Raw genomic sequence first — 14638 nt, 5'->3', positions numbered from 1 at the left:
TTTCGGAGGTTTGGGTTTCGTTGTGGTTTAACGCACGCGAAAGATGGGCCGAAAGAAGGCGTTCAACTCCGCATACGCATTCAATGGGAGAACATGGGCCACGTATTGATCGGGACGTACCACGACGAGTGCACCTTGTTCGCGATCGATGCCGCGCTCGTCGAAGATATCAGCCGTCGCGTCGCTCGTAAATGCCTTTTCGTAGTCGATGAGGCCGTGGCGACCCTTGCGCGGCAGCAGGAGGGCGGGGACGTCTTCGAGGCGGACTTCGCGATGCGGCTGTTGCAGCACCGCGCGCAGATCGAGAACGCTGTCCACGTCGGCGTCCTTCGGCGTGAAGAGCCTCAAAACGGAATCGGGCGACTTGTCGAGATGCTCGCACAGCGCATCCAGCGCACGATGCGACGCGTCCGCGAAAGCGTACAGGCGCCAGCGGCCGTCCGCTTGCGCGGCATGCCCTAGATGGAACGGTTTTGCATCAGCGAGGCGAACGACAGGCGACGAGTGAAAGCGCGTACCGATCGCAAAGCCTTTGGCGAGCGCTTGATGCGTCGCTTCACCGGTCAGGGTGGCCGGCCGGTAACGCGTTGCGACGCCAGCCGTGTAGCGGCCAGCGCGAACGAAGTACGCCTGAAGCTCCGCGGGATCGACGCCGCCTGCCTCGGGCCGGTTGGGATCCTTCGGCGGCGCGGCCATCATCGCCGACCATTCCTTGTCGAAATCGATCAGCTCCTGCGCAATAGGTTGGCGCTCGTCCGAATACGTGCGCAACAGAGCGGCGTCGCTGCGGCCCTCCAGCACCGCGCCGAGCTTCCAGCCGAGATTGAAGCCGTCCTGCATCGACACGTTCATGCCCTGACCCGCTTTGGCGCTATGCGTGTGGCAGGCGTCGCCCGCGATGAACACGCGAGGCTCGCGCGAAGTGCCGTCGGCGGCGATGGCATCGTCGAAGCGGTCGGTGAGGCGCTGCCCGACCTCATAGACCGAGAACCACGCCACTTCTTTTACGTCGAGCGTATAGGGACGGAGGATGCGCTGCGCCGTCTCGATGATGCGATCGACCGTGATCTGCTTGATGCTGTCGCGGTTCTCCGGGGTGACATCGCCGAGGTCGACGTAGAAGCGGACCAGATATCCGCCTTCACGCGGAATGATCAGCAGGTTGCCCCTGCTCGCGGACTGAATCGCCGCTTTCAGCCGGATGTCCGGAAAGTCGCTGACCGCCAGCGCATCCATCACGCCCCACGCATGGTTGGCCGCGTCACCGCGCAGCGTTTGTCCGATGGCGGTGCGTACGCGGCTGCGAGCGCCGTCGCAACCGACGACATAGCGTGCACGCACGGACATCGTCTCGTCGAGCCGCGCGGGATCGGTATGGCGCAGCGTGACCAGCACCGGGTATTCGTGCGTATCGTCGCGCTGAACGTCGACCACTTCGAGGCCGTAGTCCGGTTCGATCCGTCGCGCGGAGCGGCGCATCACGTCGAGCAGATATTCCTGGATGCGGGCCTGATTGACGATGACGTGCGGAAATTCCGAAAGGCCTGTTTCGGTATCCTGAACTCGGCCGGTACGACTGATCGCGCCGCGGTCATTTGCATCGGGTCGCCAGAATACTGTTTCATTGACCCAATAGGCTTCTTGCAGCAGGCGGTCACTGAGGCCGAACGCATTGAACATCTCGACGGTACGGCACGCCACGCCATCGGCCTGACCCATCTGCAACGGTCCGTCGCGACGCTCGACGACGCGCGTGCCGATCGACGGGAATTGCGACAGCTGCGCCGCCAGTACGAGTCCGGCAGGGCCGCTGCCGACGATCAGCACGTCGACCGTCTCGGGCATCTGCGCCGCATGCGCATTGCCGATGACTGGCTCGATCGTCGGATCGCCGACCCGGAAACCGTTGAGATGAAATTGCATGACGTCCTCCTCCGTTCAGTAGATATTTGCTGAACGCGAATATACTCCGTACACCAACCATTTTGAAGTACTTCGTGGGAGGATGGATGTTTACCCTGGTTCGGTAGAGCGCTCGTGGACTTTCGGGAACGGCTGTTTCAATGACCGTGCCAATGGCCCCCATGGTCACCCCAGTAGCCGCCAATGCCGATGCCGAGGCTCACGGAGGGCGCGACGTAATACCCGGGGGCATAGCCATAGGCGGGCGCTGGCTCATAACCGTAGCCAGAGCTGGGCGGCGGCGGGGCGACGACGCAGCCCGCCAGGCCGACTGCCACGATGATTGCAAAGAGTAGTCTGGTCATGATCGTTTTCCTCCAATGATTGAGGAGACGCAAGATTCAGTCCAGCCGTCTTCTGCCACCATGTCGACAGTGTCGTCCTCGGCAATGGCACCCAGAAACTCAGCGTCAGCGATGCACGTCGTTAATCACGGATGACCTCGCGCAGCACATGACGCGTGTCGAGCTGTTCGGACAGGCACTCGCTGACCCATTCGCTCATCTGCTGGAAAGAGGGATCGTTGGCCATTTCTTCGCCGAACTCGCGCAGCAACAGCAGGTCGACCACGGCACGAAAGAACTGCCGCTCGTCGTCGACACCTGCCGCGCGTAACGTGTCGATCCGCGTTCGAATCGCATCAGGCAGACCTTCGGCAGTCGGCGGCGGTCCGCCAGGCTGCATGGAAGATGCCCCCTTGCGGCCGGAGGCCGTCCGTTCGCCCCGCTGCTCCTTTTCGGCGAGTTGTTGCCGTAGCACCTGCATTGTCTGATTGAGCGTCGAAATGGGGTCCATGGCGCGGCCGCGAATCAGTGACGGGTCTGATTGTTCTGATAGCCCGACAGCAGCAGATGGTCGTGTTGCGCCGCGGAGCCTTCTTTCGCCTGATCCGCAGGCTCGGCCTCGGCAGTCAATGTCGCGATCAGCGCGCCGACATAGGCGTTGATCAACGGATACTGCCGATTGAGCTCCATGCCGAGATTGAGCTTGTCGAGCGCGTCATCGAACTGATCGTCGGCAAACCTCAGCAGCCCATCTTTGAGCACGCGCAGTGCGTCGTACTCAGCCAGGCGATCGAGTGGCAACCAGCTTCGCGACGCCTGCGCGACGAGCCCGTTTTGCAGTTCGAGAAGCCCCAGCATGAAGCGGGCGACGTGAAGATCCGGCACGAGCGTCAACGCCTGAACGAAATCAGTACGCGCCTCGCCGTGTCGACCCTGGTTGGCGTACACCGAGCCGCGCAGGAACCACAGGCGTGCATCGAGCGGCCAGCCAGCGAGCGTCTCGTTCAGCACATCGAGCGCATGTTCATCGGTGCCCTGCATCGCGGAGAGGACGGACGACATGACGCCATCGTTGCAGTGCGTAGGAGAATCGTGTTCATGAGTCATAGTTCTAGCCAGTGATATGCAGATGCTGGGTATTGCCAAGAAGGTTGCGCAGATCGAGCAGCGCACCGCGATGCAACTGTGAGATGCGGCCCTTGGTTACGCCGAAAATGTCGGCGATTTGCTCGAATCCCAGTCCATGAAAATAATGGTAGCGGATAATCTTCTGCTCGCGCGTGGATAATCGTGCGACGGCCGAATGCAGTTGCTCCGTTGTCTGCCTCCAGGCGATGATTTGATAAGCGGTTGCATACGGCGCGGCCTGTGCGGCGGATTCCTCGACGATGCCGGTATCGTCGAGCATGAAGCCGATCGCGAGGCCCGCGGCGAGCGTCGCGAGAGCCTGGAACGTATCGGACTGCTTGCTCGCGCGAGCGGGCGCTTCTAGTGATGCAACACGCTCGCGCCGTATCCGTTTGCGCAGCGCGATTTGTTCCTGCGCATCGCTCAGGCGCTGTACGCCGGTCAAAACGTTGCCTCTGAGGCGTGGGGTGCAGAAGGTGCGAAACGACACGCCGCGCCCGGATTCGAAGCGGTCGATTGCTTCGAGCAGACCGACGCAGGCAAGTTGCAGAAAGTCCTTGAACTCGACGTCGTCGCGGTGCCGGCCTGCGTATAGTTGCGCCGCGAGCGCCTGTGCGTAGGGCAGAAAGTGCGCGAATACGGCTTCGCGCGCGCTTGCGGACCGCTTTCGTCGCGTAGCGCTGACCATAGGCTCTCCTCCACTGCGGACGCCGCGGCGCCACCGTGGGTCTCGTCGGCATTCGCATACTCCGCCGGCAAGTTCATTTGAAGCTACCCAGCACGCCGCGCAACACGAGGCTCCAGCCGTCCACCAGCACGAACATCAGCACTTTGAGCGGCAATGAGATCGTTGCGGGCGGCACCATCAGCATACCGAGCGACAGCAGCACGCTCGACACGACGAGGTCGATCAGCAGGAACGGCAGCAGGATCACGAAGCCGATCTGAAACGCAACGCGTAATTCGTTGAGGATGAACGCGGGCGTCAACTGCACCAGGCTGACGTCGGCCGGCGTCTGCGGCAGTGCCTGTTGCGACATCTCGTACATCAGCCTTAGCTCATCCTCGCGCACCTGGCGCAGCATGAAATCGCGAATCGGCGCGGTACTGCTGTCGAGAGCGTGAGCGAGGTCGATCTGGCCGTGCATGAATGGCTGCAGCGCGTCGTGATTGATCACCTGCAGCGTCGGCAGCATGGCGAATGCCGTCAGGAACAGCGCGAGGCTGATCAGCACGGGTGTCGGCGGCGTTTCCGGCATGCCAAACGCGTGCCGGATCATCGCCAGCACGATCGCGATGCGGATGAATGCCGTCATCGACACGATCAGTGCAGGGGCGACACTGAGTAGCGTGAGCAGCGTCGCAATGCGTACCGCTTCAGATACGCCCTTACTGTCCGCGATGACTCCGGATGCGGAACCGGAGAGCGACAGCATGCCTGCGTCACCGCTGTGCGCGATTGGCGCGATGGGCGCAGCGTCGACGAATCCGGCATACAGGCAGAAGACTCCTGGCAGCAGCGCGATCAGCCAGCGCCACGCGTGAAACCGACTTCGTTGCATCATGCTTCGCGCGCTCCGTCAGGTCGATCGCGCGCGTCCAGCAGCTTGACACCGGTTGCATCCGAGGCGAGCAGGACGACGCGGCTATCGTATTCGATCAGATGAAGCGTCGTGCGCGGGCCCAGACGCAGCGATGCGGCTGCGGTGATCCGCCGCGTGAGGCTCGACGACGAACCGCACGCGCCGACCCGATGGCTTCGCCGCAAAAGCAGAATCGCAACGATACCAAGCGCGATGCAACACACGAGTGTGATGCCGACGCGCATGACGTCGACCCCCGCGAGTGCGAGGCCGGTTGCCGATAACGCATGTTGGCCTGCGGTCGCGTCGCTTGCGCCTTGCAGCCATGAGGCCGGGGTTGAAACGGTCATGGGTGCGTCGAGATTTCAGTGATTCGAATGCCGAACTGCTCGCCAAGCGCGACGATCTCGGCGCGCGCAACGCTCTTGTCGTTGAGCAACACCTCGACGGCATCGCCGAGATGACGATCGAGTTCGACCACAGCGCCGGATTGCAGCGCCAGCAGTTCCTTGATCGACATCTCGGCTGAGCCGAGGCGGATATCGACGGTGACCTTCACTTCTTCGAGCAGCGCCAGCTGCGGGCGTGTCGTGTTGCGGTCGTCGAAGACCGGTTCTTGTTCGGGAAGATCGACACGCATGACGAGCGGTCGGTTGGGTGGGGCACTCAGAGTCATGGGGTATCGGGCCCGGCTATCGAAGTCAGTTGAATGGATAATTTGCCGCCGTGTTGTCCAGGCGTGCCGGCGGCGATGGGGGTGAGTCGTCCGCAATCGGACTGCGCCAACAGCAACGGGATCGGCTCGGAAATCGTCTGGTCGAGTCGGATGACGTCGCCAACGGCGAGCGTGGCCAGTTGCGGCACGCTCAGTTCGCACTGCCCGAGCATCGCCCAGAGCGATACGCGGCTCGATTCGACGGCCGTGCTGCGACGCGTGGTGGCCGGTGAGTTCGCTCCATGAACCGTCGGCTTGCTGACGGGCAAACACGACCACAGCGCCGGCGCGCCGCAGACGAGCGTCAAGACGGTCTCGCCGCTCGTGTTCCGTATTCGGAAGCAGGCGCCGCCAAAACGAAGACGCGGTGTATCGGTGTTTCCTGTCGTACGGACGCGGGCAGCGGACTGTTGCCCAGGAGATAACGCCGCACCGATCGCATCGAGCAGTTCGTCGACAAGCTGCTTGCCGACGTCCGCGAGCAGGGGCGCGCGAGCGTCGTCGGTCAGGGCGAACGTCTTCGGCAGATCGAGCGTCTCGTTGACCAGCATGACGATCTGCCGAGGCTCGGTGAATAGCCAGACGTTGTCGCCGATTGACCACGACTCGCATTGGCCCGAAGGCGGCGCGCTGTCGAACGGATCGAGCAAGTCCACGGCTTCGACAGTGAGCTCGGGCGCGGCCAGCCACGCCTGCCGCCACGGATCGATTGCGCGCGCAAACCACGCCGCGCCGGCTGCGAGATCGCGCGCGCCGAGCGGCCGCCAGCGGATTGGCACGACGCTCATCCCTGACCTCGCATCTGGAACAGCTGCATGATCATTTCGTTGGCGGTACTGATAACCTGCGACGACGCCTGGAAGCCGCGCTGAATCAGGATCAGTTGACCAAACTCCGTCGATAGATCGACGTTCGACGCCTCGGTCGCGCCCGCGAGCAGTTGCCCAACGCCCGCGCCATTGCTGGTGCGATATTGCGGCGGCGACGCGTGCGACGCATCGAATAGACCATTCCCCTGTTGCACCAGTTGCTGCGGATTCGCAAAGCTCGCGAGCGCGATCGTGCCGAGCTCATCGGTTTGTCCGTTCGAGTATTGCAGCACCAGTCGCCCATCGACGTCGACGTTCATCGACGACAACGTACCGGTCCCATAGCCGTCCTTGTCCGACACACGCAGGCTCGAGAAGCTGCCGGCGGAGAAGCCGGTGACGCCGGTCGAGAAATCGAGTGTGACGGTGAGCGGCGGCGCGTCGGCGGAAGTCAGCGTGAAGTCGATCCGGTCGCGTCCGGGCTCGGGAATACCACCGTTGAACTGCAGCGTGCCCTGCTGGACCGGTATGTTGTTTTCGTCGGAGACGGTCACCTGCCAGCGCCCGGGAACGATGCTCGAATCGGGCGCGAACGCGATTGTCAGCGTGTGCTTGCCGCCGTTCGCGTCAAAGACGTCAACGTCCGGAATCGAGAAGCTGGTCGAACCCGTCGACAGATTGTCGGAAAACCTGATCACCGTCGTCGCCTGCGGTGGGCTGATCTGTTTGCCGGCGAGCGAAATCGGACCGAGGCTGCCCGATGCGCTCAAGGCCGCGAGTTTCAATCCCGTCGCCTTGTCCTCGATAAAGCCGTCGTTGCCGACCGCGAACTGACCGGTGCGGGCGTAACGTGCGGTGTCACCGTCGAGCAGCGTCAGAAAGCCCTTTCCCTGAATTGCAAGATCGAGCTGGCCGTTACTCACGCGCAGATCACCCTGCGCGAAATTCAACGACGAGTAACCGTACTCGACGCCGCTGCCGAATTGCATCGTGTTCATCGCGCCTGGTTCGCCCCGCGCGAACTGCTGGCCGTAATACAGATCGGCGAACCCCGGCGTCGAGGTCTTGAAGCCCGCGGTGTTCAGGTTCGCGACGTTATTGCTGATGGTTTGCAGGCCCTTCGCGTACGCTGTCAACCCGCTCATGCCGATGTAAATGCTTTCCAGCATGGAAACTCTCCTTTAAGAACCACTCGTCTGGCGCACTGCGACGATCTGCGAAATATTGGCGTTCGTCAGAAATTCGCCGCTCTCGGTTTCGATCGTCAATTGCGGCTGAGAATCCTTGAACGACACGCTCTTCACGATGCCGCTCAGCAGCGCCGTGTCGGTCTGCACGTCGACGTTGCGGCCGAGCAGGCCGAGCGTCTGCGTGGCTGACTGAACCGACAGCAGGTCGTCGATCTTGTCCGTGATCTGGCGTGTCTGTTCGAGCGAGGTGAACTGCGCGAGCTGCGACACGAACTCGAAGTTGTCGACCGGCTTTAGCGGGTCCTGATAGGTGAGCTGCGTCAGGATGATCTGCAGCAGCGATTGCATGTCGAGACCGATCGAATCGATGCGGTTGCCGACGTCGCTGCTCGAGCTGATCGGATTAGTGGCCATGAGCGATGCCTTGCGATGTAGTCGGAAAGTGTTCGACGCCGTTGACGACGACTCGCACGGCGCGCGGTACGGCGCGGCGCAGCTCGTCGAGGGCGCGCTGGGCGCGGGCGTCGGGTTCGTCCGCGTTCGTGATCGCATGGTTGATGCGTAATGCGATCGACACGCCGGCTTCGCCGGTCATCACGGTCAGACGATAGGGCGCTGGCGCGCTCCCGGCGCTGGCGCCGCTCTCGGTATTAGCGGCCTTAGCGGCTCGTGAGGCGATCGATGCGGCGGACGAAGTGATACGAGCGGCCCTGTACGGTACGGCCTGTTCGCGCGACAGTGCGTCGTGAACCGTGCTGCCCGATGCTGAGAATGACGAACTGGCGACCGTGACCGGCGACCCGGTGACGTGCCCGGCGTGAGCGCCATCGTGGTCAGGGAGCGCAGGCTCGGTGTCGCGCGCATGCGATTCGACACCGATGCGAGCGGATCTCGCCGATGCACAGCCGCGCGGCTCGCTCGCATGGTCAACGGACGTATCGCGAGCATAGGAGCGGGCGTCGAATGCCGGCGCGTTGTCGTAACGTTCCGCTGGCGTGCGTCGCTGTCGTGCGGGCGTAGGATCTTCGTTCAACGCGCCGGCCTTCGCGCCCGACCACATGACTTTCTCCATCACCCGCAATACCTGATCGAACGCCGCGTGCCTGGCATCGGGCTTGGGCGAACTTGCTGTGGACATCGGCGCATTGCGCCACGTTGGAAATACGGTGAGCTTCATTGGCGCTCCTCCCGCGACAGATACATGTCCTCGATCCGGCTCGCACGCTGCTCGTCGCGCTGAAGTTCGAATTGCCGCTCGACCCTGGCGGCCACGCCGCAAGCGTGCTCGGTTTGCTGTTCGTGGCGCGCCAGCACTGCGCGCTGTCGTTCGACACGGCTTGCGGCATCGCGTGTGTCCTGTTGCGCGTGCAGATGGGCGGCGCGAGCCGAGGCGAGCGCGCCTGCCCAATTGGCCGCGAGCGCAGGCGACAAGCCGTCCGGCGCCTGCAACGCGTCGCGCCATTGCGCGACATGGGCGTCGAGGCTCGCACAAAGCGATTGTTCGCGTGCGTGGCTGCGCTGATGGAGTTGAATGACTCGCACGGTATCCAGGCGCGCGCGTTCCAGTTGCAGTCGACGCAAGTCGGCGATCTCTCGTGCCGTTTCAAACTGGCGGCGTTTTTTCATGAATGACTCGTCATGCAACTTCCCGAAGCAAAGCAGCGAGCGCGTTGATGGTCGTCGCGCGCGGCGTCGTCGCATCAGGGGCCTGACGCAGAAAATCGATTAGCGCGGCGCGCTGTTGCAGCGCGCGATCGAGCGCCGGGTTGCTGCCTGGCGCGTAAAGCCCCGATTCGACGAGCGCGCGCGACGCTTCGTACGCTGCAAGCTGCGCGACGGCTTCGGCGGCGAGCCGCCGTTCGTTGGGCTCAGCGACGTACTGCATCACGCGGCTAATGCTTCTCGGCACCTGAATCGCCGGGTAATGACCCTGTTCGGCGAGTTCGCGCGTCAACACGATATGGCCGTCCAGCAGCGCGCGCATCGTCTCGGCCATCGGATCGTCGATGTCGTCGGTCTCGGTGAGCACGGTCATCAGCGCGGTGATCGCGCCACTGTTCCTGATTGCGCCGCACCGCTCGACGATTTTCGGCAGCGCGGCGAACACGCCCGGTGTGTACGCGCGAACGGTCGGCGGCTCGCCGGCGGCGAGGCCGATCTCGCGCAGCGCGAGCGCATAGCGCGTGACCGAATCGAGAAGCAGCAGCACGTGCGCGCCCTGCGCACGAAAATACTCGGCGAGCGACAGCGCCACCTGCACGCTGCGGGCGCGCATCACGGCAGGCTGGTCGGAGGTTGCGACCACCATCGTGGAGCGGGCGCGCGCGCTGTCGGACAGCGCACGCTGCCAGAACTCCTCCGCTTCGCGGCCCCGCTCGCCGACGAGGCACAGCACGCAGACGTCGGCTTCGACGTGGCGCGCGAGGCTCGCGAGCAGGGTCGTTTTGCCGACGCCGCTGCCCGCAAAAATGCCCACGCGCTGGCCGACGCCAAGCGTTAGCAGGCCGTCGAGCGCGCGAATGCCGGTCTCCAGCGGCTCGACCGGCGACAGGCGATCGAGCGGCGGCGTGCAGACGCCGGCGAGCGGCCATGAGGCGTCGTTCGCGGGAAGCGGTGCACCGCCGTCGAGCGGCCGGCCCAGGGGATCGACGACGCGTCCGAGCCAGCGTGGCCCAACGGGGATCGTTGCTCCCACTCGCATCGCGCACACCGGGTCGCCGACGCAGATCCCTGCCGTCGACGTGTACGGCGCCAGCGTGACGCGGCCCACCTCGACCTTGACGACTTCCGCCTCGCATTGCTGCGGACCCGGCGCGCCGAGTGAGCAGCGCGAGCCGAGCGGCACGCCGGGTCCGTCCGCTTCGACGAACGTCGGCATTACGCGCGTGATCGCGCCGACCCGGGTCGCCGGATCGACCTGACGCATTGCGGCAAGATAGCGGTGTAGCGAGGGACGGTCAGTCATCGGCGCGAAGTTCGTCGAGCGTGCGATTGAAATGCGAGAGCTGCCGCGGCAGGCTCACGTCGAGGCGGCCGAGTGTCAGATCGATCAGGCACGCGCCGGCAGCCAATTGCGGATCGGCGTCGACCGTCAGTGCGGTATCGCGCGTGAGCGTGGCGAATGCGTCGCGCAGCGCATCGGCGTCAGGAAAGTCCTTCGCGGACACGCGCACGCCGATCGCCGACCCCGCCGCGATCTGCGCGAGATGATGGCGCGCGGTTTGCACGACGAGCGCCGCACACGCAGTGGTGTCGCCGAGGGTTTTCCGCAGCGCGGCTTGTGCGACATCGAGCGCGAGGCTTTCGACTGCTTGCAGGCGGTCGCGCAACGCAGCGAGCGCCGCGTCGATACCGGTGGCGAGTGCTTCGATCCGCTGCACGTGATCGAGCTTGACGCGCGCTACCCCCTTTTCGATGCCTTCTTCGATGCCTCGCTGATAGGCGGCGCGTTCCCGTTCCTCGAAGTCGCGGATTTGCTCGGCATGCGTTTGCGCGAGTTCCGCCAGTTCGCGTCTGAGTTCGTCGATCTGTGCGTCGGTTTGGAAAGTGTGCTGAACTTGCCCCGGCACGTGTTCGGACGGCTCGGCGGCTACGGCAACCAGCGTGGTTCGACCGAGCGTCTTGCGTCCGCTGCCCAGCGTGACCTGCGCGGCTTTGAGCAGCAGACTCATGCGGACCGCCCCATCCAGCGGCGAAGCTTCTGGTGGAGCCGCAATGGTTCGACCTGCGGCGGCTTGCCGTCATCATCAGAAATATCGCCGAGTTGCGCGCTGGCTGTGAGCGCCGCGGCCTGCAACGCCTTACGCGCGCGCTCCGTGATGTCATATGCACGACCATGTGGCGCGAGCATTGCGCGGCGCTCGGGCGGCAACGCAGCGATCACGGCCTCGCGGGTCGGTGCGTTCACGCAAGACATCAACCGGCAAAGCAGTTCATGCGGCAAGGTCTCGGCGAAACGCGCAAGCCGTGATGCGGCGAGTCGCGCGTCTTCAGGCGAATGGCCGTCGCTGGCAATCGCAACGCGGTCATCTGTCGCCGGGGCCGTTATCGCCGCCACCAGATTTCCGGGTGCGACGCGCGCCGCGTCAGCGAGCAGCGGTCGCAAGCGCGCGCGCTCGTCGTGCGAGAGCGCGCTCCAGATCGCCTCGATATCGTCGATCGCAAGCCCGCTCAGATCGGCAACCGCGCGCCTCAGACGGCGTTCGCGCGATGCGTCGCGCTCAGGCGTGTTCATGCTGCTCTCCTTCTTCGGCGAGCAGCGCACGCAAGCGCAGCACGTAGGCTTCGCGCTGATGCAGACTCAAAGCACGTGACGGCGAGCGGCGGGAAGCACGACGCCGGCGCATCGCGAGCAACGCACCAATGATGCCGACGAGCAACAGGGCAGAGCAAACGCCGGCGGTCGGATGACTGGCCATCCATTGCGCGAGGTGTTGGACCACAGCCTCCAAGCGCCGTGCGTCGGCGTCGCGTGCAGCGGACTTTGCGACGGCCAATGCGACGGGTTCGGATGCGTCGCGAATCGTGGCGCCGGCCTCCAGATCCGCGCTCGCATCGGGCTCGACTGGTGCCGCAACGCCGGCGTTCGCGGGCGTCGTTTGCGCAACCGCACTCGTCGCTACGTCGGCGGAGTGACGCACATAGATAGACAGCACATCACCGCGCGCCGCGTCGAAACCGATCGACGCGCCCAGCATCGCGTTTATGCGTGTCATATCGTCTTGCGGCAAGGCATGGTCGAGCACGATGCCGACTGATAGCCGGCGGATCGAACCGGGTTCCGACACGATCTGCTCGAGACTGCGATCGGTCTTTGTCCCCTCCACGGAGGGCATTGCGGGCAGCGGTGGCGTGCCAGCGGGCGGCAACGCATTTGCGTTTTTCGTTGACGGCAGCGGCGGCGTGGCGCTGGCCGCGCCGTCGGCGTTGACGATGGGCCGGGTGACACCCGACTCGCGCGTCGTGCGCGTCTGCGCGAAGTCAAGCGCCGCGTCGACGCTGACGCTCACATGACCGTCGCCGACCAGCGGCGCAATCTGCGTAAGGATCTTACGTTCGTAGCGTTGCTCGATCGCCTGCTTCAACGTGAAATGCGGGTCGTCGGTCAGCGCGTTTTCGCCGGCTTTCGTGCCCGCGACGCCGCCGCGTTGATCGAGCACAGTGACGTCGTTGGCGGACAGCTCGGGCACCGCGGCGGCCACGAGCCGCTGGATGCCGCGCACCGTTTCGGGAGCGAGCGCCTGGCCGTCGCGCATGAACAGCGCGACCGAGGCCTTGGGCCGCGCCGCATCGCGCCGGAACAGCGACGACTCGGGCAGCGTCAGATGCACGCGCGCGAGGTCGATCTCGTCGAGCGTCATGATCGTGCGCGCGAGTTCGCCTTGCAACGCGCGCTGATAGTTGACCTTCTGCGCGAACTCGGTGAGGCCGAGATCTGAGTTATTGAACAGCTCGAAGCCGACCGCGCCGTGCAGGCGCAGATCGCTGCTCATCAGCTTCAGACGCAGTGCGCGCGTATCGCCGGCGGGCACCAGAATCGCGGAGGTCTCGTCGTCGATCCGGTAGGGTACCTTCTGTTTGTCGAGTTCGGCCACGAGCGCGGACGCGTCCTGCGGCTTCAGATCGCGGAACAGGACCTGATAGCCGGGCCGTGACAGGAAGAACGCGGCTGCCATCGCGCCGCACAGCAGCAGTGATAGCGCGCCGACCATCAAGAATTGCCGCTCGCGCGGCGCATCGGCAAAAAACGACTTGAAGCGGGACATGCTGGCTTCCATTTCAGAGTTGCATCCGCATCAGTTCCTGGTAGCCCTCGACGAGGCGCGAGCGGATCTGCAACGCGAATTGCAGCGATATGCGGGCCTGTTCGAGCGCCATCATCACTTGATGCGGCGGCAGGTCCGCGCCGAGCGCGAAGTCGGCGATCGCTGCATTGGCGGTGCTGACCTGCGTGTCGACCGATTGCAGGCCATCGACGAGTAGAGCGCCGAAGCCGGGTTGAGTGGTCGCGCCGAGGCCTTGCTCCACTTGCGACGCGAGCGACGGCGCCAGGCCGGTTTGCCACGTCGGCGCGAGAAAGCCCGGTTCGAGCGCGGAGATGACGGCGATGCTCATCAGTGGCTCCCCATTTCGAGGGCACGCATATACATCGAGCGTGCCGCGTTGAACATCACCGTGTTGGCTTCGTACACGCGCAACGTCTGCACCATGAGCGCCATCTCGCCGGCATGATCGAGACCGGCGTAGGACACGAAGCCTTTCGCGTCCGCGTGCGGATGCGACGGGTCGTAGACGAGGCGCGGCGGCGCGTCGACCGTCTCGATGCCATACGTCTGCACGCCCCCGAGCCCATGCGTGGTGGGAAGTCCCGCGGCGCTGTGCGCACCGGGCGTGCCGCCGTTGCCGAGCAGACTGGGGAAGTCCCCTGCGGCCAGGCGCGGCCCCGACACGAGCCGCAGCGGCTGATAAGACGCGCCGCTTGCCGTGCGCGTCGTGCTCGCATTGGCCAGGTTCTGCGCAATGACTTCCATGCGTTGGCGCTCGACGTCGAGTCCGGAGCGCGCAATCGCGAAGATGGAATCGGTCATCGGTTCAGCCTCCGCCTATTGCGAGTTTCTCGATCTGCATCGTGCGATCGAGCATGCCGGCCAGCATCGCGTAGCGTGCCGAGGTTTCAGATGCCGTAGCAATTTCGTCGTCGATTCGCACGGTATTCGAGGCGAGCGGCAGCGGCGCGTCGATGCGGGGCGCGACACCCGCGACACGCGCGAGCACGCTGGCCGGCGTGTCGCCGGGGTGCAACGCGGCGGCGTCGCGCAAGGCATCCTCGAACGACACCCGCAGCGGCGTGAAATTCGCCGAGCCGGCGTTGGCCACGTTCTGCGCGGTGGCCGTTTGCCGTGCGAACAGCCCGTCGAGGGCCTTGCCGGCGATGGCGGCGACGAGGTTGATCGTCATAGCGGTTCCT

Annotated in this window: 20 protein-coding genes; all 20 read right to left on the bottom strand. The window is 64.5% G+C overall.

The features are described 5' to 3' along the window. Positions 1-27: 27 nt before the first annotated feature. The 20 genes from OKW26_RS18670 to OKW26_RS18575 all read right to left on the bottom strand — a co-directional run bounded on the left by OKW26_RS18670 (position 28) and on the right by OKW26_RS18575 (position 14628). Positions 28-1923 (bottom strand): FAD-binding monooxygenase, encoded by a 1896-nt coding sequence (locus tag OKW26_RS18670; RefSeq protein ID WP_429354712.1) that lies wholly within the window; start codon positions 1921-1923, stop codon positions 28-30. Between the two features lie 137 nt (positions 1924-2060). After that, positions 2061-2267: a hypothetical protein gene (locus OKW26_RS18665; protein WP_090811655.1), complete on the bottom strand. Its 207-nt coding sequence runs from the start codon at positions 2265-2267 to the stop codon at positions 2061-2063. A gap of 121 nt (positions 2268-2388) precedes the next feature. Further along, positions 2389-2757, bottom strand: coding sequence for a hypothetical protein (locus tag OKW26_RS18660; protein ID WP_429354711.1), 369 nt, complete (start codon positions 2755-2757; stop codon positions 2389-2391). A 14-nt stretch (positions 2758-2771) separates the two neighbouring features. Next, the gene (locus OKW26_RS18655; RefSeq protein ID WP_429354710.1) at positions 2772-3308 is read right to left on the bottom strand and encodes a tetratricopeptide repeat protein; all 537 of its coding nucleotides are present in this window, start codon (positions 3306-3308) and stop codon (positions 2772-2774) included. Between the two features lie 49 nt (positions 3309-3357). Then, positions 3358-4062: a sigma-70 family RNA polymerase sigma factor gene (locus tag OKW26_RS18650; RefSeq protein WP_429354709.1), complete on the bottom strand. Its 705-nt coding sequence runs from the start codon at positions 4060-4062 to the stop codon at positions 3358-3360. A gap of 73 nt (positions 4063-4135) precedes the next feature. Continuing rightward, complete coding sequence (gene fliP, locus OKW26_RS18645; protein WP_429354708.1) at positions 4136-4939, bottom strand: flagellar type III secretion system pore protein FliP; 804 nt, start codon at positions 4937-4939, stop codon at positions 4136-4138. Then, a complete protein-coding gene (locus tag OKW26_RS18640; protein ID WP_429354707.1) occupies positions 4936-5307 on the bottom strand; it encodes a flagellar biosynthetic protein FliO in 372 nt (123 codons plus the stop codon). The genes fliP and OKW26_RS18640 overlap by 4 nt, the downstream gene beginning before the upstream one ends. Further along, positions 5304-5633 carry a flagellar motor switch protein FliN gene (gene fliN, locus OKW26_RS18635; protein ID WP_429354706.1) on the bottom strand — a complete coding sequence of 110 codons (330 nt, stop codon included), beginning with the start codon at positions 5631-5633 and terminating at the stop codon, positions 5304-5306. The genes OKW26_RS18640 and fliN overlap by 4 nt, the downstream gene beginning before the upstream one ends. After that, positions 5630-6460 (bottom strand): FliM/FliN family flagellar motor switch protein, encoded by an 831-nt coding sequence (locus tag OKW26_RS18630; RefSeq protein ID WP_429354705.1) that lies wholly within the window; start codon positions 6458-6460, stop codon positions 5630-5632. The genes fliN and OKW26_RS18630 overlap by 4 nt, the downstream gene beginning before the upstream one ends. Further along, positions 6457-7650 carry a flagellar hook protein FlgE gene (locus tag OKW26_RS18625; protein ID WP_187613027.1) on the bottom strand — a complete coding sequence of 398 codons (1194 nt, stop codon included), beginning with the start codon at positions 7648-7650 and terminating at the stop codon, positions 6457-6459. The genes OKW26_RS18630 and OKW26_RS18625 overlap by 4 nt, the downstream gene beginning before the upstream one ends. Before the next feature lie 12 nt (positions 7651-7662). Next, entirely contained in the window at positions 7663-8085 is a 423-nt protein-coding gene (locus OKW26_RS18620) for a flagellar hook assembly protein FlgD (protein WP_429354704.1), read from the bottom strand. Further along, a complete protein-coding gene (locus OKW26_RS18615) occupies positions 8075-8848 on the bottom strand; it encodes a hypothetical protein (RefSeq protein ID WP_429354703.1) in 774 nt (257 codons plus the stop codon). The genes OKW26_RS18620 and OKW26_RS18615 overlap by 11 nt, the downstream gene beginning before the upstream one ends. Continuing rightward, positions 8845-9297 (bottom strand): hypothetical protein, encoded by a 453-nt coding sequence (locus OKW26_RS18610; RefSeq protein ID WP_429354702.1) that lies wholly within the window; start codon positions 9295-9297, stop codon positions 8845-8847. Before OKW26_RS18610 ends, OKW26_RS18615 begins: the two co-directional genes overlap by 4 nt. A gap of 10 nt (positions 9298-9307) precedes the next feature. After that, positions 9308-10636 carry a FliI/YscN family ATPase gene (locus OKW26_RS18605; RefSeq protein WP_429354701.1) on the bottom strand — a complete coding sequence of 443 codons (1329 nt, stop codon included), beginning with the start codon at positions 10634-10636 and terminating at the stop codon, positions 9308-9310. Further along, positions 10629-11342 (bottom strand): FliH/SctL family protein, encoded by a 714-nt coding sequence (locus OKW26_RS18600; RefSeq protein WP_429354700.1) that lies wholly within the window; start codon positions 11340-11342, stop codon positions 10629-10631. The genes OKW26_RS18605 and OKW26_RS18600 overlap by 8 nt, the downstream gene beginning before the upstream one ends. After that, positions 11339-11905, bottom strand: a complete 567-nt coding sequence (locus tag OKW26_RS18595; RefSeq protein WP_429354699.1) for a hypothetical protein — start codon at positions 11903-11905, stop codon at positions 11339-11341. Before OKW26_RS18595 ends, OKW26_RS18600 begins: the two co-directional genes overlap by 4 nt. Next, positions 11892-13436 (bottom strand): flagellar basal-body MS-ring/collar protein FliF, encoded by a 1545-nt coding sequence (gene fliF / locus OKW26_RS18590; protein ID WP_429354698.1) that lies wholly within the window; start codon positions 13434-13436, stop codon positions 11892-11894. The genes OKW26_RS18595 and fliF overlap by 14 nt, the downstream gene beginning before the upstream one ends. Before the next feature lie 13 nt (positions 13437-13449). Further along, positions 13450-13785: a flagellar hook-basal body complex protein FliE gene (gene fliE, locus OKW26_RS18585; RefSeq protein WP_429345991.1), complete on the bottom strand. Its 336-nt coding sequence runs from the start codon at positions 13783-13785 to the stop codon at positions 13450-13452. Then, entirely contained in the window at positions 13785-14258 is a 474-nt protein-coding gene (gene flgC / locus OKW26_RS18580) for a flagellar basal body rod protein FlgC (protein ID WP_429354697.1), read from the bottom strand. Before flgC ends, fliE begins: the two co-directional genes overlap by 1 nt. Before the next feature lie 4 nt (positions 14259-14262). After that, the gene (locus OKW26_RS18575; RefSeq protein ID WP_184058966.1) at positions 14263-14628 is read right to left on the bottom strand and encodes a flagellar basal body rod protein FlgB; all 366 of its coding nucleotides are present in this window, start codon (positions 14626-14628) and stop codon (positions 14263-14265) included. Between the last annotated feature and the right edge of the window lie 10 nt (positions 14629-14638).

The organism is Paraburkholderia sp. 32, from assembly GCF_050435345.1.
Classification (GTDB): Bacteria; Pseudomonadota; Gammaproteobacteria; order Burkholderiales; family Burkholderiaceae; genus Paraburkholderia; species Paraburkholderia tuberum.
This window is presented reverse-complemented; position numbering and strand designations above follow the sequence as displayed.

What these genes read in the sequence shown, in the direction of transcription:
- OKW26_RS18600 (WP_429354700.1), bottom strand. Translation starts at nt 11,342, where the DNA reads ATGAGTCTGCTGCTCAAAGCCGCGCAGGTCACGCTGGGCAGCGGACGC.
- OKW26_RS18650 (WP_429354709.1), bottom strand. Translation starts at nt 4,062, where the DNA reads ATGGTCAGCGCTACGCGACGAAAGCGGTCCGCAAGCGCGCGCGAAGCC.
- OKW26_RS18595 (WP_429354699.1), bottom strand. Translation starts at nt 11,905, where the DNA reads ATGAACACGCCTGAGCGCGACGCATCGCGCGAACGCCGTCTGAGGCGC.
- fliF (WP_429354698.1), bottom strand. Translation starts at nt 13,436, where the DNA reads ATGTCCCGCTTCAAGTCGTTTTTTGCCGATGCGCCGCGCGAGCGGCAA.
- fliP (WP_429354708.1), bottom strand. Translation starts at nt 4,939, where the DNA reads ATGATGCAACGAAGTCGGTTTCACGCGTGGCGCTGGCTGATCGCGCTG.
- fliE (WP_429345991.1), bottom strand. Translation starts at nt 13,785, where the DNA reads ATGAGCATCGCCGTCATCTCCGCGCTCGAACCGGGCTTTCTCGCGCCG.
- OKW26_RS18665 (WP_090811655.1), bottom strand. Translation starts at nt 2,267, where the DNA reads ATGACCAGACTACTCTTTGCAATCATCGTGGCAGTCGGCCTGGCGGGC.
- OKW26_RS18655 (WP_429354710.1), bottom strand. Translation starts at nt 3,308, where the DNA reads ATGTCGTCCGTCCTCTCCGCGATGCAGGGCACCGATGAACATGCGCTC.
- OKW26_RS18640 (WP_429354707.1), bottom strand. Translation starts at nt 5,307, where the DNA reads ATGACCGTTTCAACCCCGGCCTCATGGCTGCAAGGCGCAAGCGACGCG.
- OKW26_RS18610 (WP_429354702.1), bottom strand. Translation starts at nt 9,297, where the DNA reads ATGAAAAAACGCCGCCAGTTTGAAACGGCACGAGAGATCGCCGACTTG.
- OKW26_RS18625 (WP_187613027.1), bottom strand. Translation starts at nt 7,650, where the DNA reads ATGCTGGAAAGCATTTACATCGGCATGAGCGGGTTGACAGCGTACGCG.
- OKW26_RS18660 (WP_429354711.1), bottom strand. Translation starts at nt 2,757, where the DNA reads ATGGACCCCATTTCGACGCTCAATCAGACAATGCAGGTGCTACGGCAA.
- OKW26_RS18620 (WP_429354704.1), bottom strand. Translation starts at nt 8,085, where the DNA reads ATGGCCACTAATCCGATCAGCTCGAGCAGCGACGTCGGCAACCGCATC.
- OKW26_RS18630 (WP_429354705.1), bottom strand. Translation starts at nt 6,460, where the DNA reads ATGAGCGTCGTGCCAATCCGCTGGCGGCCGCTCGGCGCGCGCGATCTC.
- OKW26_RS18605 (WP_429354701.1), bottom strand. Translation starts at nt 10,636, where the DNA reads ATGACTGACCGTCCCTCGCTACACCGCTATCTTGCCGCAATGCGTCAG.
- flgC (WP_429354697.1), bottom strand. Translation starts at nt 14,258, where the DNA reads ATGACCGATTCCATCTTCGCGATTGCGCGCTCCGGACTCGACGTCGAG.
- OKW26_RS18615 (WP_429354703.1), bottom strand. Translation starts at nt 8,848, where the DNA reads ATGAAGCTCACCGTATTTCCAACGTGGCGCAATGCGCCGATGTCCACA.
- OKW26_RS18670 (WP_429354712.1), bottom strand. Translation starts at nt 1,923, where the DNA reads ATGCAATTTCATCTCAACGGTTTCCGGGTCGGCGATCCGACGATCGAG.
- fliN (WP_429354706.1), bottom strand. Translation starts at nt 5,633, where the DNA reads ATGACTCTGAGTGCCCCACCCAACCGACCGCTCGTCATGCGTGTCGAT.
- OKW26_RS18575 (WP_184058966.1), bottom strand. Translation starts at nt 14,628, where the DNA reads ATGACGATCAACCTCGTCGCCGCCATCGCCGGCAAGGCCCTCGACGGG.